18 protein-coding genes and 2 rRNA genes are annotated in these 19,930 nt (G+C 69.3%); 7 read left to right on the top strand and 13 right to left on the bottom strand.

What is annotated here, in order from left to right; genetic code table 11:
* The 4 genes from PKA16_RS03190 to PKA16_RS03175 all read left to right on the top strand — a co-directional run.
* A 23S ribosomal RNA gene (locus tag PKA16_RS03190) occupies positions 1-528 on the top strand; the annotation flags it as partial.
* Between the two features lie 111 nt (positions 529-639).
* A 5S ribosomal RNA gene (gene rrf, locus PKA16_RS03185) occupies positions 640-752 on the top strand.
* A gap of 85 nt (positions 753-837) precedes the next feature.
* On the top strand, positions 838-2,298 hold the full coding sequence (gene tldD, locus PKA16_RS03180) for a metalloprotease TldD (RefSeq protein ID WP_324400313.1): 1,461 nt from the start codon (positions 838-840) through the stop codon (positions 2,296-2,298).
* A 230-nt stretch (positions 2,299-2,528) separates the two neighbouring features.
* On the top strand, positions 2,529-3,665 hold the full coding sequence (locus tag PKA16_RS03175; protein WP_324400311.1) for a 3-deoxy-7-phosphoheptulonate synthase: 1,137 nt from the start codon (positions 2,529-2,531) through the stop codon (positions 3,663-3,665).
* Between the two features lie 130 nt (positions 3,666-3,795).
* Here PKA16_RS03175 and mpl read toward each other — a convergent pair whose 3' ends face one another.
* From mpl to PKA16_RS03145, 6 genes are all read right to left on the bottom strand, one after another.
* The gene (gene mpl, locus PKA16_RS03170; RefSeq protein WP_324400309.1) at positions 3,796-5,214 is read right to left on the bottom strand and encodes a UDP-N-acetylmuramate:L-alanyl-gamma-D-glutamyl-meso-diaminopimelate ligase; all 1,419 of its coding nucleotides are present in this window, start codon (positions 5,212-5,214) and stop codon (positions 3,796-3,798) included.
* A gap of 57 nt (positions 5,215-5,271) precedes the next feature.
* Positions 5,272-5,880 carry a protein-methionine-sulfoxide reductase heme-binding subunit MsrQ gene (locus tag PKA16_RS03165; protein WP_324400307.1) on the bottom strand — a complete coding sequence of 203 codons (609 nt, stop codon included), beginning with the start codon at positions 5,878-5,880 and terminating at the stop codon, positions 5,272-5,274.
* A gap of 7 nt (positions 5,881-5,887) precedes the next feature.
* On the bottom strand, positions 5,888-6,853 hold the full coding sequence (msrP, locus tag PKA16_RS03160) for a protein-methionine-sulfoxide reductase catalytic subunit MsrP (RefSeq protein ID WP_324400305.1): 966 nt from the start codon (positions 6,851-6,853) through the stop codon (positions 5,888-5,890).
* Positions 6,854-6,887: 34 nt separating this feature from the next.
* The gene (gene ccsB / locus PKA16_RS03155) at positions 6,888-8,228 is read right to left on the bottom strand and encodes a c-type cytochrome biogenesis protein CcsB (protein ID WP_324400303.1); all 1,341 of its coding nucleotides are present in this window, start codon (positions 8,226-8,228) and stop codon (positions 6,888-6,890) included.
* Entirely contained in the window at positions 8,225-10,357 is a 2,133-nt protein-coding gene (locus tag PKA16_RS03150; RefSeq protein WP_324400301.1) for a cytochrome c biogenesis protein ResB, read from the bottom strand. The genes ccsB and PKA16_RS03150 overlap by 4 nt, the downstream gene beginning before the upstream one ends.
* 178 nt (positions 10,358-10,535) lie before the next feature.
* Positions 10,536-11,153, bottom strand: coding sequence for a c-type cytochrome (locus PKA16_RS03145; RefSeq protein ID WP_324400299.1), 618 nt, complete (start codon positions 11,151-11,153; stop codon positions 10,536-10,538).
* 113 nt (positions 11,154-11,266) lie between these two features.
* On the opposite strand from PKA16_RS03145, the gene yihA reads away from it, so the two are divergent.
* Entirely contained in the window at positions 11,267-11,977 is a 711-nt protein-coding gene (gene yihA, locus PKA16_RS03140) for a ribosome biogenesis GTP-binding protein YihA/YsxC (protein WP_324400297.1), read from the top strand.
* Between the two features lie 34 nt (positions 11,978-12,011).
* On the opposite strand, the gene PKA16_RS03135 is transcribed toward yihA, so the two are convergent.
* Together PKA16_RS03135 and PKA16_RS03130 are read right to left on the bottom strand one after the other, a co-directional pair.
* A complete protein-coding gene (locus PKA16_RS03135) occupies positions 12,012-12,872 on the bottom strand; it encodes a lysophospholipid acyltransferase family protein (protein WP_324400295.1) in 861 nt (286 codons plus the stop codon).
* Complete coding sequence (locus tag PKA16_RS03130) at positions 12,869-13,735, bottom strand: lysophospholipid acyltransferase family protein (protein WP_324400332.1); 867 nt, start codon at positions 13,733-13,735, stop codon at positions 12,869-12,871. Before PKA16_RS03130 ends, PKA16_RS03135 begins: the two co-directional genes overlap by 4 nt.
* A gap of 107 nt (positions 13,736-13,842) precedes the next feature.
* On the opposite strand from PKA16_RS03130, the gene metK reads away from it, so the two are divergent.
* The gene (metK, locus tag PKA16_RS03125) at positions 13,843-15,051 is read left to right on the top strand and encodes a methionine adenosyltransferase (RefSeq protein ID WP_324400331.1); all 1,209 of its coding nucleotides are present in this window, start codon (positions 13,843-13,845) and stop codon (positions 15,049-15,051) included.
* Between the two features lie 39 nt (positions 15,052-15,090).
* Here the strand turns inward: metK and PKA16_RS03120 are convergent, their stop codons facing one another.
* The 4 genes from PKA16_RS03120 to PKA16_RS03105 form a co-directional block, all read right to left on the bottom strand.
* Positions 15,091-15,654, bottom strand: a complete 564-nt coding sequence (locus PKA16_RS03120; protein WP_324400293.1) for a C40 family peptidase — start codon at positions 15,652-15,654, stop codon at positions 15,091-15,093.
* Positions 15,655-15,797: 143 nt separating this feature from the next.
* Positions 15,798-16,481 (bottom strand): pirin-like C-terminal cupin domain-containing protein, encoded by a 684-nt coding sequence (locus PKA16_RS03115; RefSeq protein ID WP_324400329.1) that lies wholly within the window; start codon positions 16,479-16,481, stop codon positions 15,798-15,800.
* 412 nt (positions 16,482-16,893) lie between these two features.
* Positions 16,894-17,205, bottom strand: coding sequence for a GNAT family N-acetyltransferase (locus PKA16_RS03110; protein ID WP_324400291.1), 312 nt, complete (start codon positions 17,203-17,205; stop codon positions 16,894-16,896).
* 167 nt (positions 17,206-17,372) lie between these two features.
* A complete protein-coding gene (locus PKA16_RS03105; protein WP_324400289.1) occupies positions 17,373-18,275 on the bottom strand; it encodes a pirin family protein in 903 nt (300 codons plus the stop codon).
* A 151-nt stretch (positions 18,276-18,426) separates the two neighbouring features.
* Between PKA16_RS03105 and PKA16_RS03100 the strand changes: the two genes are divergently transcribed.
* Entirely contained in the window at positions 18,427-19,416 is a 990-nt protein-coding gene (locus PKA16_RS03100; protein WP_324400287.1) for a LysR substrate-binding domain-containing protein, read from the top strand.
* Here the strand turns inward: PKA16_RS03100 and PKA16_RS03095 are convergent.
* Positions 19,394-19,846 (bottom strand): low molecular weight protein-tyrosine-phosphatase, encoded by a 453-nt coding sequence (locus tag PKA16_RS03095; protein ID WP_324400327.1) that lies wholly within the window; start codon positions 19,844-19,846, stop codon positions 19,394-19,396. The genes PKA16_RS03100 and PKA16_RS03095 overlap by 23 nt on opposite strands.
* Positions 19,847-19,930: the final 84 nt, after the last annotated feature.

Here is a 19,930-nt window from a genome sequence, read left to right as displayed (position 1 = left end):
AAAGCAGGACATAGTGATCCGGTGGTTCTGTATGGAAGGGCCATCGCTCAACGGACAAAAGGTACTCTGGGGATAACAGGCTGATACCGCCCAAGAGTTCATATCGACGGCGGTGTTTGGCACCTCGATGTCGGCTCATCTCATCCTGGGGCTGTAGCCGGTCCCAAGGGTATGGCTGTTCGCCATTTAAAGAGGTACGTGAGCTGGGTTCAAAACGTCGTGAGACAGTTTGGTCCCTATCTTCCGTGGGCGCTGCAGATTTGAGAAAGCCTGCTCCTAGTACGAGAGGACCGGAGTGGACGCACCTCTGGTGTACCTGTTGTCACGCCAGTGGCATCGCAGGGTAGCTAAGTGCGGAAGAGATAACCGCTGAAAGCATCTAAGCGGGAAACTCGTTTCAAGATGAGATCTGCCGGGGCCTTGAGCCCCCTGAAGAGTCGTTCAAGACCAGGACGTTGATAGGCTGGGTGTGCAAGGCGTGCAAGCGTCTCAGCTAACCAGTACTAATTGCTCGTGCGGCTTGACCCTATAACTTTGATCGCTCGGATCAAGGTGTTGTGCCGAGTGGCGCATTCAAGATCTGCTGATGGACTCTGTGAATTGGCTGTCCAGCCCCTAGCTGGATGGCAACAAGTTATGCCTGATGACCATAGCGAGGTGGCACCACTCCTTCCCATCCCGAACAGGACAGTGAAACGCCTTAGCGCCGATGATAGTGCGGATTCCCGTGTGAAAGTAGGACATTGTCAGGCTTATCTGCGAAAGCGCCCGATCCGATGATCGGGCGTTTTTTTTTGCATCTTCGCGAGGCAGGAGCCACCGCTCTACAATGCATCCATGATTTCGCGCGAACCGACTCTCGAACGCCTGCAGACCGCGGGCGAACTGTTGCTGACGCCGTTTGGCCTGGACGAAGCGCACCTGGGACGGGCACTGGCCCTGGTGGCAACGAAGCAGGTGGATGACGCGGATCTGTATTTCCAATACACGCGCGCGGAGAGCTGGAGCCTGGAGGAAGGCATCGTCAAGACCGGGAGCTTCGGCATCGACCAGGGGGTGGGAGTGCGCGCGGTGGATGGCGAACGCACGGCCTTTGCCTATTCGGACGCCATTTCCTGGGAGTCCCTGGCCGATGCCGCACGCACGGTGCGCAGCATCGGGCGTGCCGGGCAGAGCCGGCGGGTCGGCCCGGTGCGGCGCAAGCTGGCGGGCAGTCATCGCCTGTATGCGCCGGGCGATCCCATCGGTTCGCTCGACAGTGCGGCCAAGGTGCGCCTGCTGGAGACGGTGGAGCGCATGGCGCGGGCGCGCGACCCACGCGTGGTGCAGGTGATGGCGGGACTGGCGAGCGAGTACGACGTGGTGCTGATCGCGCGGCTGGACGGCACGCGCGCGGCCGACGTGCGACCCCTGGTGCGCCTGTCGGTGACGGTGATTGCCGAGCAGGGCGGACGGCGCGAGGTGGGATCGTTTGGCGGCGGCGGGCGCTTCGGCCTGGCGTACTTCGACGAAGCGGTGCTGCAGCACTACGTCGAACAGGCCGTGACGGCGGCACTCACGAACCTCGAATCGCGACCGGCGCCAGCCGGCGAGATGACCGTGGTGCTGGGACCGGGCTGGCCCGGCGTGCTGCTGCACGAGGCGGTGGGGCACGGCCTGGAGGGCGATTTCAACCGCAAGGGCTCGAGCGCGTTCAGCGGACGACTGGGCCAGCGCGTGGCGGCCAAGGGGGTGACGGTGCTGGACGACGGCACCCTCGCCGATCGCCGCGGCAGCCTGAACGTGGACGACGAGGGCCACCCGACGCAGCGCAACGTGCTGATCGAGGATGGCATCCTGCGAGCGTACATGCAGGACACGATGAACGCGCGCCTGATGAAGACGCGCCCCACCGGAAACGGCCGACGCGAAAGCTACGCCCACGTGCCGATGCCCCGCATGACCAACACCTACATGCTGGCCGGAGAGGTCGATCCGCGGGAGATCGTGGCCAGCATGCGGCGCGGCCTGTACGCGACCAACTTCGGCGGCGGCCAGGTCGACATCACCAGCGGCAAGTTCGTTTTCTCGGCGAGCCAGGCGTTCTGGGTGGAAAACGGTCGCATCCAGTATCCGGTCAAGGGCGCCACCCTGATCGGCAGCGGACCCGAAGCGCTGAAGAAGGTGACGCTGATCGGCAACGACCTGGAGCTGGATTCTGGCGTGGGCGTGTGCGGCAAGGAAGGCCAGAGCGTTCCCGTGGGCGTGGGGCAGCCGACCCTGCGCCTGGAAGGCCTGACCGTGGGCGGCACGGCCTGAAACCTGCTGCTGCAGTTCCTGTGGCACGACGGGCCGAGGCTGTGGTACAGTAGCTCGCGATGTCTCCCGTCGTTGCGTTTTACTTCTTCTTTTGGTTCTCGGTCCCCGGCGGACGAGAGGCCAGGACGTAGACGCCCAGCGCACGACCTCCCGAAAGAACCGCCGAAGCGATCCGCCCGGCGGTTTTTTTGTGCCTCCACAGACTTTTACACCCCTTGAAGAGACCTCCCATGAATGCCAAAGTCGTCCAAGCGATCGATCCCACGGTCATGCCGCCCCAGCGCACCAGCCAGACCGACGACGAACGGATCAAGGAAATCAGCACCCTGCCGCCGCCCGAGCACCTGATCCGCTTCTTCCCGATCCGCGGCACGCCGGTGGAGACCCTGATCGGCAATACACGCAAGGCGATCCGTCGACTGATCGCCGGCAAGGACGACCGCCTCCTGGTGGTGATCGGACCGTGCTCGATCCACGACCCGGCGGCCGCGATCGACTACGCCCGGCGCCTGAAGCCGCTGCGCGACCAGTACGCCGACGCGCTCGAGATCGTGATGCGCGTGTACTTCGAGAAGCCGCGCACCACGGTGGGCTGGAAGGGGCTGATCAACGATCCCTACCTGGACCGCAGCTACCGGATCGATGAAGGCCTGCGCATCGCGCGCCAGTTGCTGATCGAGATCAACCGCCTGGGCGTGCCGGCGGGCAGCGAGTTCCTGGACGTGATTTCGCCGCAGTACATCGGCGACCTGATCAGCTGGGGCGCGATCGGCGCGCGCACGACGGAGAGCCAGGTGCATCGCGAGCTGGCGTCGGGGCTGTCGGCACCCGTGGGCTTCAAGAACGGCACGGATGGCAACACCCGCATCGCGCTCGATGCCATCCAGGCCGCCGCGCGCGGCCATCACTTCCTGTCGGTGCACAAGAACGGCCAGGTGGCGATCGTGCACACCAACGGCAACAAGGATTGCCACCTGATCCTGCGCGGCGGCAAGCTGCCCAACTACGATGCCGCGAGCGTCAAGGCCGCCTGCGAGCAGCTCATCACGGCACAGTTGCCGCCGGTGCTGATGATCGACGCCAGCCACGCCAACAGCAGCAAGAAGCACGAGCGCCAGCTCGACGTGGTGCGGGACATCGGCGCGCAAGTGAGTGCTGGCTCACGCAGCATCTTCGGCGTGATGGTGGAAAGCCACATCCACGATGGCGCCCAGTCGTTCACGCCGGGCAAGGACGACGTCAGCAAGCTGGAGTATGGCAAGAGCATCACCGACGCCTGCATCGGCTGGGAGGGTTCGCAGCTGATCCTGCGCACGCTGGCCGATGCCGTGCGGGCGCGTCGCGCGCTGCGCCGGAATGACAAATGAACCCAAAAACGGCAGTTGGATGCGCTCGTCAGTGCCGCTGCAGGCGCATCCGACCGCGGTTTCCTGGGCGACGGATGACCTCGCCGTGCTTCGGTGACCCGCTCGCGGGCCGGGGGGCGCGCGCCCCGCCTCAGCGCGTGCCGAGCGCCTGGAGCAGGCGCGCGTGCACGCCGCCGAAGCCGCCATTGCTCATGCACAGCACGTGATCGCCGGGGCGGGCGGCCTGGCAGACCTGCTGCACCAGCGCGTCGATGCTGGCGGCGACCTGGGCCCGGCTGCCCATGGGCGCCAGCGCCGCGCCGGCGTCCCAGTCGAGGCCGCCGCTGTGGCAGAAGGCGAGGTCGGCGTGCTCCAGCGCCCAGGGCAGCTGGCTTTTCATGGTGCCGAGCTTCATGGTGTTGCTGCGCGGCTCGAACACCGCGAGGATGCGCTCGCCCAGGCGACCGGCGGCGTCGAGCTGGCGGCGCAGGCCGTCGACCGTGGTGCGGATCGCCGTCGGATGGTGGGCGAAATCGTCGTAGACCGTGATCGCCGCGCCGTCGGCGCGCATCGCCTGGCCGCGCACTTCCATGCGCCGGCGCACGTTGCGGAAGGTGCTGAGCGCGGCGCAGGCCGTGGATGGCGTCACGCCCACGTGTTCGGCCGCAGCGATGGCCGCCAGCGCGTTGAGCTGGTTGTGCGTGCCCGACAGGCCCCACTGCACGCGGCCGGCCGGCTGGCCCCGCAGCAGCACCTGGAAGTCCGAGGCATCGCCCTGGGCCGTGAAATCGCTCACCGTGCTGCCGAAGCCGCGCCGCTCGCTCCACAGGCCCTGCGCCAGCACGCGCGCCAGGCTCTCCTCCAGGTCGTTGACGACGACGCGGCCGCTGCGTGGCACGGTGCGCAGCAGGTGGTGGAACTGGCGCTCGATCTGGCCCAGGTCGTCGAAGATGTCGGCGTGGTCGAACTCCAGGTTGTTCAGCACGGCGGTGCGCGGCCGGTAGTGCACGAACTTGCTGCGCTTGTCGAAGAAGGCGGTGTCGTACTCGTCCGCCTCGACCACGAACAGCGGGCGCTCGCGGCCGGTGGCCGGGCCGCCCAGGCGCGCCGAAACGCCGAAGTCCAGCGGCACGCCGCCGATCAGGAAGCCGGGCGCCAGCCCGGCCTGCTCCAGCACCCAGGCCAGCATCGAGGCGGTGGTGGTCTTGCCGTGCGTGCCGGCCACGGCCAGCACGTGGCGGCCCTGCAGCACGTGCTCGGACAGCCACTGCGGGCCGCTGGTGTAGGGGCGGCCGGCGTCCAGGATCGCCTCCATCAGGGGGTATTTCGGCGTGCCGTCGGCCAGGCGCGCGCGGCTGACCACGTTGCCGACCACGAACAGGTCGGGCGCGAGGCCCAGCTGCTCGCTGCCGTAGCCCTCGATCAGCTCGATGCCGAGCGCGCGCAGCTGCTCGCTCATGGGCGGGTAGACGCCGGCGTCGCAGCCGGTGACGGTGTGGCCGGCCTCGCGCGCCAGCGCCGCCAGGCCGCCCATGAAGGTGCCGCAGATGCCCAGGATGTGGATGTGCATGGGGGTGGATTCTAGGAGCGTGGGCTGCAGAAGGTGCGCCGGCTGCAGCCCACGCTCCTAAGTTTGTGCGCGAGGCGTGAAGTAGCGCAGCAGCCGCTCCAGCAGCAGGGCGGCGACGATGGCGGCGTAGAGCCAGACCTCGGCAAAGTCGTTCTTGCCGCCGCGCATCCAGGCGAAGTGCAGCAGCGCCAGGCCGGCGACCGCGTAGACCAGGCGGTGCAGGCTGCGCCACTGGCGGCCGCCGAGCCAGCGCACGGCGCGGTTGGAGGAAGTCAGCGCCAGCGGCAGCAGCAGCAGCCAGGTCGTGAAGCCGACCAGGATGAAGGGGCGCTTGAGGATGTCGCGACCGATGTCCGCCGCGTCCAGCCCCATGTCCAGCCAGGCGTAGGCCAGCAGGTGCAGGCAGGCGTAGCAGAACACGAACAGGCCCAGCATGCGGCGAAAGCGCGCCAGCTGCGGCGTGCGCGTGCGCACGCGCAGCGGCGTCACGGCCAGTGTCAGGCACAGCAGGCGCAGCGTCCAGTCGCCGAGCGAGCGGATCAGGGCCTCGGCCGGGTTCGGGCCCAGGCCGTCGGTGAGGGCGCCGTGGACCAGGCTGGCGAGCGGCAGCAGGCAGAGCAGGAAGACCACCGGCTTGGCCGCCGGGTGCAGCAGCAGGGCGCGCACGAACGGGCTAGTAATCGCGCCGCAGGTCCATGCCGGCGTAGAGCGGGCCGACCTGGGCCTCGTAGCCGTTGAACGGCAGCGTCGGCCGGCGTTTGGCGAGCAGGCCGTCCTCGCCGATGCGCCGCTCGGTGGCCTGGCTCCAGCGCGGGTGGTCGACGGCCGGGTTGACGTTCGAATAGAAGCCGTATTCGCGCGGCACGGCCTTGTTCCAGGCCGTGGCCGGGCGCTGCTCGAGCAGGCGGATGCGCACGAGCGACTTGGCCGACTTGAAGCCGTACTTCCAGGGCACGACGACGCGCAGCGGGGCGCCGTTCTGCCGGGGCAGCACCTCGCCGTACATGCCGAAGGCCAGCAGGGCCAGTGGATGCAGCGCCTCGTCCAGGCGCAGGCCCTCGGTGTAGGGCCAGTCGAGCACGCGGCCGCGCACGCCCGGCATGGTGTCGGCGTCGGCCAGGGTGGTGAACTCGACGAACCGGGCGCTGCCCATGGGCTGGACGCGCTCCAGCAGCTGCGCCAGCGAGTAGCCGATCCAGGGGATCACCATGGACCAGCCCTCGACGCAGCGCAGGCGGTAGATGCGCTCCTCCATCGGCGCGAGGCGCAGCAGGTCCTCGAGCGCGAAGCGGCCCGGCTTGTGCACCAGGCCGTCGATCTCGACCGACCAGGGGTCGGTGCGCAGCTTGCCGGCGTAGCGCGCCGGATCGCTCTTGTCGGTGCCGAACTCGTAGAAATTGTTGTAGTGCGTCGCGTCTTCGCGCGCCGTGGGCTTTTCCATCGTCAGCGCGCCCGGCACGGTGGATGGCGTGGCCTTCAGTGCCGCCGCGCCGTCCGAGCCATGCGCCGCCAGGCCGGTGCCGACGGCCGCGCTGGCTGCCAGGGCCTGCAGCAGCAGGCGACGATTGCGGTACACCGGCGCGGGCGTGATCTCGCTCGCCAGCGGCTGCGCTGCCCGGTCCGGGACGCGGATCAGCATGGCGGGTGCCTCCGCTGCATGCTGCAGCCCGCGCTCACAGCGAGCCGTAGCTGTGCAGGCCGGACAGGAACATGTTGACGCCGATGAAGGCGAAGGTGGTGACGGCCAGGCCGGCCACCGCCCACCAGGCCGCGACGCTGCCGCGCAGCCCCTTCATCAGGCGCATGTGCAGCCAGGCGGCATAGTTCAGCCACACGATCAGGGCCCAGGTCTCCTTGGGGTCCCAGCTCCAGTAGCCGCCCCAGGCCTCGGCCGCCCACAGCGCGCCAAGCACGGTGGCGATGGTGAAGAAGGCGAAGCCGACGGCGATCGACTTGTACATCACGTCGTCCAGCACCTGCAGGCTGGGCAGGCGCTCGACGATGCGCCGGCGGCCCAGCAGGATGCCGCCGACGATGAGCGCGGCGATGATGGCGTAGCCGACCCAGTAGCTGCCGCCGGCTTCGCCCACGCCGCGCTGGCGGAAGGCGATCGGCACGAAGCACAGCGCCACGCCGAGCAGCCAGATCGGCGCCAGCTTGTACCAGCGCGTCTCCTCGGCCTGCTGCTTCATCAGGTAGGCAAAGCCCAGCATGGCGGCCAGCGCGAAGGTGCCGTAGCCGATGAAGTTGGCCGGCACGTGCAGCTTCATCCACCAGCTCTGCAGCGCCGGGATCAGGGGCTGGATCTCGTGCGCCTCGCGCACCAGCGTGTACCACAGCAGGAAGCCGACCGAGGCGCTCACCACCAGCATCACGAAGGCGCCCATGGCGCGCGTGGCGTACTGCTCCTCGTAGTAGAGGTAGAACAGGGCCGTGATCCAGGCGAACAGCACGAACACCTCGTAGAGGTTGCTCACCGGGATGTGGCCGATGCCGGGGCCCATCTGGTGGCCCTCGTACCAGCGCACCATGGTGCCGATCAGCGCCAGCGCCACCGCCACCCAGGCCATCTTGCTGCCCAGGCCTTCCAGCGTGTCGCCCGCGCCGCGCACGAACATGCCGGCCCAGTAGAACGCCGTGCTGATGAAGAACAGCATGCTCATCCACAGGATGGCGGACTGGCTGGACAGGAAGTACTTGAGCCAGAACACGCTGTCGCCGCGGCGCAGGTCGCCGTCGTAGGAGACGATGGCCAGCAGCGAGCAGGCGGCCACGACCAGCATCAGGGTGCGCAGCGGGCGCCAGGCCCAGCCAAGCCAGATCATCACCGGCACGGTGCCGGCGAGGATGCCCTTTTCGTAGACGTCCATGGCGCCGTGGTAGCGCTGGAAGGCATAGATGGCGCCGCCGATCACCAGCAGCGCGAACAGCCAGTCGCCCCAGCCGCGGCGCGCGAAGTAGCCCTGGTTCAGGGTCAGCGCGCCCGCGGGCGCCAGCGTGGTGGTGGTATTCATGGCTTCACATCCCCTTCCTGCGGCGCCGGCGTGAGCAGCCGGCTGCGCAACTGTTCGAATTCGCGATCGGTATCCAGGGTCTTGCGGTTGGCCGATAGCGCCATCAGGGCCTTGCTGGCGTCGGCGCCGTCAGCGCCCAGCCAGACCCACAACCGGCGGTCGCGCACGTAGAGCATGGCAAAGATGCCCAGGATCAGCAACAGGCAGCCCAGATAAACCACATTTTTTCCGGGGGCGCGCGCCACCTGGAACACGCTGGCCTGCACCTGCTGGAAGTCGTCGAGCTGGAACGCCACGGGTGCCGGGTAGTGCGGCGCATCGGACAGCGCCAGCACAGCCTGGGTCATGTACTGGCGCGTGGTGTCGTCCGACTCGACCAGCGGCTTCTCGCCGGCCGCTTCGCGCACCAGCGTGTTGAGTTCGAACAGGCTGCCGTTGAGGATGCGCAGCAGCACCTCGGCGGCGCGCTCGCGCTCGCCCTCGGGCACGGCGCTCTGGATGAAGTCGGAGATCGACTGCAGGCCGCCGATATCGTTCTCGCCCACCCGTTCGGCCCCGGCAAACAGGTCGAGCGCGCGCGTGGCGGAGAACACCAGTTGCTGGCCCAGTTCCGGGCGGCTCGGATCGACCGCCTTGGCGACATAGCGCTGCACCGCCTGCTGGCGTTGCGCCGGGTCATGCAGCGCCGCCAGCAGGTGCATGAAACCGTCGATCGAGCCGTTGTCGTCGGCCGGCACGCGCAGGTAGCGGAACGGTTCGCTCGGGTCTTCGCGCACGCCGAGCAGGAACACCGGCACGCCGTTGCCCATGTCGATCGGCAGCATGTAGTTGTTGTATTCGCGCGCCTGGCCGGCGGCATCGCGCAGCTTGTAGCTGATGCTCGGGCCGACGTTGCGCAGGTTGCGCGAACCGGCGGTCTTGTCGGCCGCGCCCAGGCGCCTGGACAGGGCCTCGCCCAGGTCGACGCGGCGCACGTCGACGCCACCCGACTCGGGTCCCGCCAGGTTCTCGACGTTGATCACGCGCAGCGCGGTGAATTCGAGCGTCGCCTGCTCGCTGCCGTTGGTGATCTGCGCGGAGCCGCCGATGTTGCCCTCGACGGTAAAGGCGTGCGTGCTGCCGTTCAGGGGCAGGGCGCGCAGCCTGACGTGCGAGCCGCCATCGTCGAAGCTGCTCTGGTAGATCTGCACGCCCCTGTAGCTCACCGGATGGTTGACCTCGACGCGGGCCGCCTCGGTCTCGCCGGTCGCCTTGTCGTGGATCACGATGTCACTGGCGAACAGCCTGGGCATGCCGGTGGGGTAGTACTCGACCGTGAATTTCTTGAGTTCGACCGCAAACGGCAGGTCCTGCAGCAGGATGCCGTCCGACTGGCTGAGGATGGCGGTGCTGGACTGCGTGCCCTCGGACACCACCAGGTTGCCGCGGAACGTCGGGTTGGTGGCGGGCAGGCGATGCTCGGGCTTGACCTCGGAGACCAGGCCGCCGCCCGAATAGACCGTCTTGCCGCCCACCCAGCTCAGGGCCCGCACGAACAGGTCGCCATCCATCAGCCCCCCCAGGCAGATCAGCACGATGGCGCTGTGCGCGGCGATGTAGCCGATCTTGTTGGCCGCGCCCTTCTTGGCCGCCACCATGCAGCCGGCTTCGCGCGGCTGCACGCGCACCCGCCAGCCGGCGGCGGCGAGCAGGCGGCCAATGCGCTCGGCGCCCATCTGCGGCGTCTCGCCCGGCAGCCGCGCCTCGGCCTTGTGGTGGAATGCGCGCAGGCTCTGCTCGCGGATGCTCTCCTTGTAGTTGCGCATGTCCGCCAGGTACTTGGGCGTGTTGCGCGCGATGCACAGCGAGGTGCTGATCACCAGGAAGGCCAGGATCAGCAGGAACCACCAGGCGCTGTAGACGGCGTTCAGGCTCAGGGCCAGGAACAGCTGCGACCAGAACGGCCCGAACTGGTTGACGTAATTGTTGACCGGCTCGTGCTGGGTCAGCACCGTGCCGATCACCGAAGCGATGCAGATGACCGTGAGCAGGGCGATGGCAAAGCGCATCGACGACAGCAATTCCACCGCCGCGCGCCAGGCGAGCGAGCCGTGGCGGGGAACGTAGCCGCGGGTATCGGTGGAGGTCATCGTGTGGGTTGCCGTCCGGCGACCTTCACGCGCCGGCACAAGCAAATTGGAGCCCGGCGGCGGCACGAGGTTCCACATGCGGCACGCGCGCCTGTCCTGGCGCCAAGCAGAACCGCGCCAGGCGGCGCCGGGCGCGGTTGCTGGCGGAGCATGGGCAGTTCAGGGCGTGCGTACGTTCTCAGCGCAGCCCGGCGATGTAGTCGGCCACGGCCTTGATCTCGCGGTCGTTCATCTTGGCGGCGACGTCGATCATGACCTGGTTGTTGGCGCGGCTGCCGTCGCGGAAGGCTTCGAGCTGCTTCACCGTGTATTCGGCGAACTGGCCCGACAGGCGCGGATATTGCGAGGGGATGCCGGCCCCGTTCGGGCTGTGGCAGCCGGCGCAGGCCGGAATCTGCCGGTCCATGATGCCGCCACGGTAGATGCGCTCGCCCGCCAGCACCAGGTCCTTGTCCGTGGCAAAGCCGGGCGCGGCCTTCTGCGAGGCCAGCCACCAGGAGATGTTGCGCGCGTCGTCCTCGGTCAGCATGGCGGCAAAGCCCTGCATCACGGCGTCGATGCGCTTGCCGCTCTTGAATTCCAGCAGCTGCTTCATCAGGTATTCCGGATGCTGCTGGGCCAGGGTCGGCTGCAGCGGAACCGTCGAGTTGCCGTCGGCGCCATGGCAGGCCACGCAGACGGTGCCATAGCTGGCGCTGCCCTTGGCCAGGTCGGGCTTCGGGGTGGCAGGAGCGTCGGCGGCCGAAGCCGAAGCAGCCAGCAGGGCGGTCATCAGGATGGCAGCGAACGACTTCATGGGCGATCGTCTTCTTTGAGGAGTGGGGTTCGGGAGGCGCGAAGCTGGGTGATTCTACAATGACCGGCCGCAATGCCCTTGGCCCGGCAGGCGTTTGTTGCTGACCCGAATCAATGTCCGTCCACCTCCGCCCCCAGGGCAGCCCCGCGATCGATCCCGTGGCTGCGCGTGCCGCGCTGGGCTGGCTGCACACCGCGCGTTTTCTCACCACCGCTGCGCAACTCGATCAACTGCCCCGGCTGGACGTGCCGGAGATCGCCTTCGTGGGCCGCTCCAACGCCGGCAAGTCGACCGCCATCAATACCCTGACGCAGCAGACCCAGCTTGCCTTTGCCTCGCGCAAGCCGGGGCGCACCCAGCACATCAACCTGTTTGCGCTGGGTCGGCAGGGACAGACCGACGCCGTGCTGGCCGATCTGCCGGGCTATGGCTACGCGGCCGTGCCGCTGGCCGACAAGCAGCGCTGGCAGCGCGTCATGGCCAGCTACCTGGTGGCGCGCGAGAACCTGGCCGGCGTGGTGCTGCTGTGTGATCCGCGCCACGGCCTGACCGAGCTGGACGAGGCCCTGCTGGAGGTGATCCGGCCACGCGTCGAGCAGGGCCTGCGCTTCCTGTTGCTGCTGACCAAGGCCGACAAGCTGACGCGCGCCGGGCAGGCGCGCGCGCTGTCGATTGCGCGCCTGCAGGCGGGTGGCGGCGAAGCCATGCTGTTTTCGGCGCTCAAGCGCCAGGGCGTGGACGCCGTGGCGCTGTGGCTGCGACGCCTGGTGCAGGAGCGGACGCCGGTCGCGCACGGCGGCGCGGGCGGCCCGGCCGGGTCCTGATCGCCGCGCCGCGGCCCCGGCGCCGGCGGGATCGTCAATACAGTGTCTGCTCGCCGGGCGGCCGCGTCTTGAAGCGCTTGTGCACCCAGTAGTACTGGTCCGGCATGGCCTCGATGTAGCGCTCCAGGTGTCGGTTCATGAGGGCCGTGTCGGCCACCGGGTCGTCGCTCGGGTAATCGGCCCAGGCCGGATGCACCTCGGTTTCGTATCCCGAGCGCGTCATGCGCGTGACCACGGGCACGACGCGCGCCTGCCCGAGCCGGGCCAGGCGCGGCACCGAGGGCACGGTGGCCGTCGGCACGCCGAAGAAGGGCACGAAGACGGACTCCTGCGACCCCAGGTCCATGTCGGGCAGCAGGTAGAGCAGCTGGCCCTCGCGCAACGCGCGCACGATGGGCTTGAGGCCGGCGGTGCGCGCGATCGGCGTGACGTCGCCAAAGCGCTGGCGCCCGGCGCGCATCCACTCGTCCAGGGCACCGGGCTGCTCGGCGTACAGGGTGCAGGCCTTGCGCTCGACCTGCTGCATGATGGCGCTGCCGCCGGCGTCCATGCCATAGAAATGGGGGGCGAAGATGACGACGCCGCCGGGTCGGCGCAGTTCCTCCACGGCGCCGGTCAGGCGCAGGCGCCGGCGCACCCGGTCCGGCTTGCCGTGCCAGAGCCAGGCGCGATCGAGGAAGGCCTGGGCAAAGTACACGAAGTTGCGCCGTGCCAGCGCGACGCGCTCGGCCTCGCTCCAGTGCGGAAAGCACAGGCGCAGGTTGGTCAGCGCGATGCGCCGGCGCGAACCGGCCAGCACGAACAGCAGGCGTCCGAGCGCCCAGCCAAGCGCGCGCACCAGCGGGAGCGGCAGCGGCGCCAGCGCGCGCATGAGCCAGACGGCGCTGCGCGTCATGCGCCGCTCCGGGGTGTCTTGTAGCGCCCATAGCCCCACAGGTATTGCTGGGGGCATTCGCGGATCAGCCGCTCCATTTCACGGTTGATCTGGGCCACGGCGGGCTCCAGTTCCCCGGCCAGCGGCTCGGCCAGGGCGCGCACATGGACGCAGAAGCCGTGCCCACGCGCCAGGCGTTCGCCCCAGATCAGCAGCGGCGAGGCGCCGGTCTGCAGCAGCAGGCGCGCCGCCAGGGTCATGGTGTAGGCGTCCTGGCCGAAGAAGGGGGTCCACAGGCCCATGCCCTCGGGCGGCACCTGGTCGGGCAGCAGGCCCACGGCCTGGCCGGCGCGCAACGCCTTGATCATCTGGCGCACCCCGGCCAGCGTCGTCGGTGCGGTCTGCAGGCCCTCGCGCTGGCGCGCGGATTCGACCACGGCGGCAAGCCGCGGCTGGCGCGCCGGCCGGTAGAGCACGGTGATCGGACCGTGCTCGGCGTGGTAGCGCGCGGCAACTGCCTGGGCCGTGATCTCGAAGCAGCCCAGGTGGGGGGTCAGGAATACCACGCCGCGCCGGGCGGCATAGGCCGCGTCCACCAGCTCGGTGCCCTCCCACCGCACCGGCACCGGCGGGCCGAACCACAGGCGCGGCGTTTCAGTGGCCATGCGGCCGGCGTGGGCAATCGCCGCGCGCACCTGGGCAAAGGGGTACCCTGCGCGACTTGAGTTTTCCGCAAAGCGGCGCCGATAGGTGGGCGATGCGAGCCAGGCGAGCCAGCCCAGGGCGGCGCCGACGGCATGCAGCAGCCCGAGCGGCCAGCCGGACACGAGGCGATACAGGGCGAGCATGGTGAAAGGATTAAAATTGCGCGGTCGCCGAGTTATCGGACTACTTGCAGGGCGACGTTAAACAAGTCTGCTAAAGCGTTCGCCAGGGCTCCCGACGGTTTGGCAACGCAAAGCTTGAATCCCGAGGAGTTTATTCAATGGAACTGGCGAACAGCTTTCTCTTCACCTCCGAATCGGTCTCCGAAGGCCACCCCGACAAGGTTGCCGACCAGATTTCCGACGCCATCCTGGACGCCGCGCTGGCGCAGGATCCGCGCTCGCGCGTGGCCGCCGAGACCCTGACCAACACCGGCCTCGTGCTGCTGGCCGGCGAGATCACCACCAACGCGCAGATCGACTACATCCAGGTCGCGCGCGACACCATCAAGCGCATCGGCTACGACAACACCGAGTACGGCATCGACTACAAGGGTTGCTCGGTGCTGGTCGCCTACGACCGGCAGAGCCGTGACATCGCCCAGGGCGTCGACCAGGCGAGCGACGACGAGCTCAACACGGGCGCGGGTGACCAGGGCCTGATGTTCGGCTACGCCTGCGACGAGACCGACACCCTGATGCCGGCACCGCTCTACTACGCACACCGCCTGGTCGAGCGCCAGGCGCAACTGCGCAAGAGCGGCAAGCTGCCCTTCCTGCGCCCGGACGCCAAGAGCCAGGTGACGATGCGCTATGTTGACGGCAAGCCGCACTCCATCGAGACCGTGGTGCTGTCGACCCAGCACAGCCCGGACCAGAGCGAGACCGCCAAGAAGATGAAGCCGAGCTTCATCGAGGCCGTGATCGAGGAAATCATCAAGCCGGTGCTGCCCGGCGAGTGGCTGCGGGACACGCGCTACCTGGTCAATCCGACCGGCCGCTTCGTCATCGGCGGCCCGCAGGGCGACTGCGGCCTGACGGGTCGCAAGATCATCGTCGATACCTATGGCGGCGCCTGCCCGCACGGCGGCGGTGCGTTCAGCGGCAAGGACCCGACCAAGGTCGACCGCAGCGCCGCCTACGCGCTGCGCTACGTGGCCAAGAACATCGTGGCCGCCGGCCTGGCGCGCCAGTGCCAGATCCAGGTGGCCTATGCGATCGGCGTGGCCAACCCGATGAACATCACCATCTATACGGAAGGCACGGGCGTCATCCCCGACGCGCGCATCGCCGAGCTGGTGCGCGCGCACTTCGACCTGCGGCCCAAGGGCATCATCGAGATGCTCGACCTGCTGCGGCCAATCTACCAGAAGACCGCCGTGTACGGCCACTTCGGCCGCGACGAGCCGGAATTCACCTGGGAGCGCACCGACAAGGCGGCCGAGCTGCGCGACGCCGCGGGGCTGTCGGTGCGCGATCTTGCGCCTGCAAAATAATGTGATGCGCGGCGTGCGCGGGACTGGTTCGCCGCCGTCCTAGGCGGCAAAGACCCGGCGCGCCCCCTGGTAGCGGCTGGCGAAGTAGCGGTTGCCGAGACTGGCGCGACGCACCGTTCCACCCGAGGACGGCGCGTGGACGAACAGCTCGCCACCGACATAGAGTCCCATGTGCGAGTAGGGGGCGCCGGTGGTGTTGAAGAAGACGAGGTCGCCGCGCTGCATCTGCGTGTCGTCCACCGGCACGGCGGCCGCGGCCCACTGGGCGGTGGTGCGCGGCAGGCGCGTGCCGTTGCCACTCACCTGGCGGAACACATACTGGATCAGGCCGCTGCAGTCGAAGCCGCCGCGTGGCGTGTTGCCGCCGTAGGTGTAGGGCGTGTTGACCAGCAGCATGGCCTGGGCCACGGCCCCTTCGCGTTCGAGCGGATCGAGGTCCAGCGGCGGCAGGGTGGGCGCGACGGGCGTGCCGCCGCGACCGCGCCAGGCGCCGACGCCCGCGCTGCGTTGCGGCGGGCGGCTCGCGCAGCCGGCCAGCAGGCCGGCGGCCAGCAGTGCGAGGGCGGTGCGACGGCCTGGCCCGGTGGGCTCCAGTATCGGCATTGTTCGGCTCCCGAGGTCATCCAGAAAGGCTCGCGAGCTATTTTATGAATAGCAATCCGGTTCTGTCCAGCCGACCGTTGCGCGAACTGCCACATCGTGCGCGCCGATGGCCCACGCCGCGACGCCTGCCGCCGGAGCCAGGTTCAGCGGGGCTGTAGCCGCGCGCCCTCCAGGCTTGGCGCGGGCAGCGCGGCGGCCGGGCTGCCCGCGCGCACCGGGGCGAAGCGGCCGGCGTTCCAGTCGGCCAGCGCGGCCTCGATCTCGGCCTGCGTGCGCGCCACCAGGTTCCACCAGATGATGAGGTCCTCGTCGAACGGCACGCCGCCCAGCAGCAGCAGTTGCGCCTCGCCAGCGCAGCGCAGCGCCATTTCGGTGCGGCCCGGCGCGAAGTAGAGCCATGCGCCGGGCGTCAGCGCCTCGCCCGCGACGGTGGCCGCGCCGCGCAAGGGCATGACCGCGTATTCGAAGTCGGCGCGCAGCGGCAGCGTCGTGTCGGCGGCGCCTGCGGCGGCCAGGTCGAGGCCGACCAGCGGGGTGTAGACCGTGGCGGGCGAGGCGAGGCCGAACGCGCTGCCGGCCAGCACGGTGGCGCGGAAACCCCCGGTTTCGACGGTCGGCAACTCGGGGTGGTTCTGGAACGCGGGTGCGCGCCGGCACTCGGCCTCGGGCAGGGCGATCCACAGTTGCGCGGCGTGCAGGCGCGCGCCGTCGCGCAGCGAGTCCTCGGTGTGGGCGATGCCGCGGCCGGCGGTCATCAGGTTGACCTGGCCGGGGCGGATCACCTGCTCGTTGCCGAGCGAGTCGCGGTGCACGATCTCGCCCTCGATCGTCAGTGTGGCGCGCCGCAGCGATTGGCACTCTCAGCGAGTCGCTGGCCGGCTCGATGCAAGGCGCGCTCGCGCAGGAAGGCTGGCGGCCTTGCGAGCGAGTGCAACGCCGCAGCGGGCCGACCAGCGGCTCGCCCGCAGGGAGCCACCAGGAAGCGCCAATGCTGCGTCGCAGTCCTTGTCAAGGGGGGCCCGGCCATTGGCTGCGGACCGCGCCTTGCCTTGACGCTTTCTGGTGGCTCTGAAAGTGCCAATCGCTGCGGCGCGCCACACTCGGTGAAGGTCTGCAGGCCGATGTGCGGGTGCGCGCCGACGCTGCGCCGCGCGCGTTGCGGCAGGGCGCGCGCGATCGGCGTGTCCTCGCCGACGATGGCGCGGCGCGTGGCGAAGCGCTGGGGCGGGGCGATGGGGGTCATGGGGTCTCCAGGGTGGCGCCGTGCGCCAGCGAGATCGACTGGTAGCCGGGATGGCGGTCGATGTAGGCGTGGATGAACGAACAGTCCGGCCGCACCTTCAAGCCGCGCCGCGCCGCGTGGTCCAGCACGTGGCGCGCCAGCCCCGTGCCGATGCCGCGGCCGCCCAGCGCCTCGGGCACGATGGTGTGCGTGCAGGCGATGGCGCCGGGCAGGCGCTGGAACTCGACGTAGGCCGTGAGGCCGTCCACCACTTGCTCGAACCGATGCGTGGATTCGTTCAGGGTGATGGGGGGTGGAGCGGTGGTCATGGCTTGTGTTCGGTTGAGGTGGGGATCGCAGGGTGTCGTCGGCGTCTGTGGGAATCCTGGAACACCCATGCGCAGAGGACGCCAGAGAGAATTCGGGTTTCTTTCTGCATCCTCTGCGCATCCTTTGCGTCCTCCGCGTAAGGATGTCCGGTGTTCAGCAGCCGGCTTCAGCTCGCGCCGGCCCCCAGGCGGCCGAAGCGCCCGCGATTGAAGTCCTCGATGGCCTCGACGATCTGCTGCTGGCTGTTCATCACGAACGGCCCGTAGCCGACCACCGGTTCGTCGATCGGTTCGCCCGCCAGTACCAGCAGCTCGGCATCGTTGTTGGCCTCCAGCGTCACCCCCGTGCCGGTGCCGGCCAGGGTGGCCATCTCGGTGGCGCGCAGGATGGTGTCGTCATTCACCAGCACGGTGCCGCGGCGCACCACCACCAGGGTGTTCCAGCCCTCGGGCTGGGCCAGATCGAGCACCTCGCCGGTGACCAGCCGCACGTCGAGCACGTTCATCGGCGTGAAGGTGCGCGCCGGTCCCCGTGTGCCGGCGTGCTCGCCCGCGATGACGCGCACCCGACCGCCGCCGGGCAGCGCCACGGCGGGGATCTGTGAGTCGGTGATGGCCTGGTAGTGCGCCGGCGTCATCTTGTCCCGGGCGGGCAGGTTGACCCAGAGCTGCACCATCTCGAACGGCCCGCCGCGCGCGGCGTAGTCGCTGGAGTGGAACTCGTCGTGGATGATGCCGCCGCCGGCGGTCATCCACTGTACGTCGCCGGCGCGGATGACACCGCCGCCGCCGCTGGAGTCGCGGTGCTCGACCTCGCCATCGAAGACGATGGTGACGGTCTCGAAGCCGCGGTGGGGGTGGCTGCCGACGCCGCGCCGGCGCGTGGTCGGCTCGAACGTGGTCGGCGCGGCATAGTCGAGCAGCAGGAACGGGCTGCGCTCGGCCACGCCCTCGCCGCTGTAGCCGAACAGGCCGTGCACTGGAAAGCCGTCGCCGACCCAGTGGCGACCCGGTGCGGTGCGGGTGGACCGCACGCGCTTGCGGGTGAGGGTGGACGGGGTGTCGTTCATGGTGGGACTCCAGGGTGGGCGGCGCCTCGAACGAGGCTGCGCCGCCGGGTGCGCTGGCCGATCTGCTCGCGCGATGATTGCATCATAATGAATCTTCAATCCAAGAAAAACAGCCAATTCAAGTGTTCATCATCCCGAGAACAGGACAATCATGTCGACATTGGAGCAACAAGCCGCCTTGCAGGGCCTGGACGACCTGGCCTACTTCGCCCTGGTTGCCGAGCATGGCGGCTTTGCCGCCGCCGAGCGCGCCAGCGACGTCCCCAAGTCCCGGCTGAGCCGGCGCCTCGCGGAGCTCGAGGCGCGCCTGGGCACGCGGCTGGTGCAACGCAGCACGCGCCGCTTTGCCGTCACGCCCATTGGCGCGCAGGTGCTGCAACACGCGCGCGCCATGCTGGCCGAAGCCGCGGCGGCGCAGGCACTGGTCGACGAACAGGCCAGCGCGCCGCGCGGCGTGGTGCGGCTGGCCTGCCCGCCGGCGCTGCTGCAGGTGGCGGTCGGACCGATGCTGGCACGCTTCCTGAACGCCTGGCCTGCGGTGCAGCTGCAGGTGCAGGCGAGCAACCGCAACATCGACGTCTGGCAGGACGGCGTCGACCTGGCGCTGCGCGTGCGCGCGCCCGATGCCGAACTCCCGCAGGACGAGGTGGTGCGCGTGCTGGCGTCGAGTCCGCACCTGCTGGTGGCGGCGCCGCGGCTGCTCGCGACCGAGCCACCTCTGGCCACGCCGGCCGACCTGGCGCGGCTGCCGACGCTGGGCCTGGGCAATTCGCCGGAAGAACAGCGCTGGCGCCTGCTGGGCCCCGGCGGCGCGCAGGCGGAGCACCGCCACGTGCCGCGCCTGGTGGTGGATGACGCCGCGACCCTGTGCGATGCGGCGCTGGCGGGCGTGGGTTGTGCCGTGCTGCCGCGCCTGCTGGTGCACGATGCGCTGCAGCAGGACCGCTTGCAGCAACTGCTGCCGGACTGGGCGCCGCCGCCAGGACTGATCCAGGCCGCCTGCGCCAGCCGCCAGGGCCAGCGGCCGGCGCTGCGCCGCCTGCTGGACGCCCTGGCCGCGGGCTTTGCCGCGTTGATCGCCGAAGGACGCTGCCTGCAGGCGCCCGGCGCGGCAGGTGTCAACGCGTCGTCAACACCCTGAGCAGGCCGGCGCAGGCGTCCTCGACCAGATCGAGCACGCGTTCGAAGGCGGCCGCGCCTCCAGTGTAGGGGTCAGGGATCTCGCGCGCGCGGTGCTGCGTGCAGAACGCGGCCAGGCGATGCAGCTTGTAGCGTTCGGGCCATGGGCAGAGGGCGCGGATCGCGCGCTCGTTGGCCGCGTCCATCACCAGCACCCAGTCGAAGTGCTCGAAATCACGCCGCGTGATCTGGCGCGCGCGCTGTCGGCTCAGGTCGTAGCCGCGCCGGGCAGCGTGCTCGAGCGCGCGCGGGTCGGGGGGCGCTCCCGCGTGCCAGTCGCCGATGCCGGCCGAGTCCACCTCGATGCGCTGGGCCAGGCCGGCGTCGCGCGCCATCTTCTCCAGCACGCCCTGCGCCGTCGGGCTGCGGCAGATGTTGCCCAGGCAGACCATCAGCAGGCGCACCTCGACCAGGGCGTGGGGGCTGGCGGTCGGCGGGTCTGGAGGGGTCATGCGAGGCGGCGGAGGGCGCGAAGC

The organism is Ottowia sp. (assembly GCF_035325765.1).
GTDB lineage: Bacteria > Pseudomonadota > Gammaproteobacteria > Burkholderiales > Burkholderiaceae_C > Ottowia.
This window is presented reverse-complemented; position numbering and strand designations above follow the sequence as displayed.

Coding starts and splice junctions, on each gene's coding strand:
- tldD (WP_324400313.1), top strand. CDS start 838: ATGATTTCGCGCGAACCGACTCTCGAACGCCTGCAGACCGCGGGCGAA.
- PKA16_RS03175 (WP_324400311.1), top strand. CDS start 2,529: ATGAATGCCAAAGTCGTCCAAGCGATCGATCCCACGGTCATGCCGCCC.
- mpl (WP_324400309.1), bottom strand. CDS start 5,214: ATGCACATCCACATCCTGGGCATCTGCGGCACCTTCATGGGCGGCCTG.
- msrP (WP_324400305.1), bottom strand. CDS start 6,853: ATGCTGATCCGCGTCCCGGACCGGGCAGCGCAGCCGCTGGCGAGCGAG.
- ccsB (WP_324400303.1), bottom strand. CDS start 8,228: ATGAATACCACCACCACGCTGGCGCCCGCGGGCGCGCTGACCCTGAAC.
- PKA16_RS03150 (WP_324400301.1), bottom strand. CDS start 10,357: ATGACCTCCACCGATACCCGCGGCTACGTTCCCCGCCACGGCTCGCTC.
- PKA16_RS03145 (WP_324400299.1), bottom strand. CDS start 11,153: ATGAAGTCGTTCGCTGCCATCCTGATGACCGCCCTGCTGGCTGCTTCG.
- yihA (WP_324400297.1), top strand. CDS start 11,267: ATGTCCGTCCACCTCCGCCCCCAGGGCAGCCCCGCGATCGATCCCGTG.
- PKA16_RS03135 (WP_324400295.1), bottom strand. CDS start 12,872: ATGACGCGCAGCGCCGTCTGGCTCATGCGCGCGCTGGCGCCGCTGCCG.
- PKA16_RS03120 (WP_324400293.1), bottom strand. CDS start 15,654: ATGCCGATACTGGAGCCCACCGGGCCAGGCCGTCGCACCGCCCTCGCA.
- PKA16_RS03110 (WP_324400291.1), bottom strand. CDS start 17,205: ATGACCACCGCTCCACCCCCCATCACCCTGAACGAATCCACGCATCGG.
- PKA16_RS03105 (WP_324400289.1), bottom strand. CDS start 18,275: ATGAACGACACCCCGTCCACCCTCACCCGCAAGCGCGTGCGGTCCACC.
- PKA16_RS03100 (WP_324400287.1), top strand. CDS start 18,427: ATGTCGACATTGGAGCAACAAGCCGCCTTGCAGGGCCTGGACGACCTG.
- PKA16_RS03095 (WP_324400327.1), bottom strand. CDS start 19,846: ATGGTCTGCCTGGGCAACATCTGCCGCAGCCCGACGGCGCAGGGCGTG.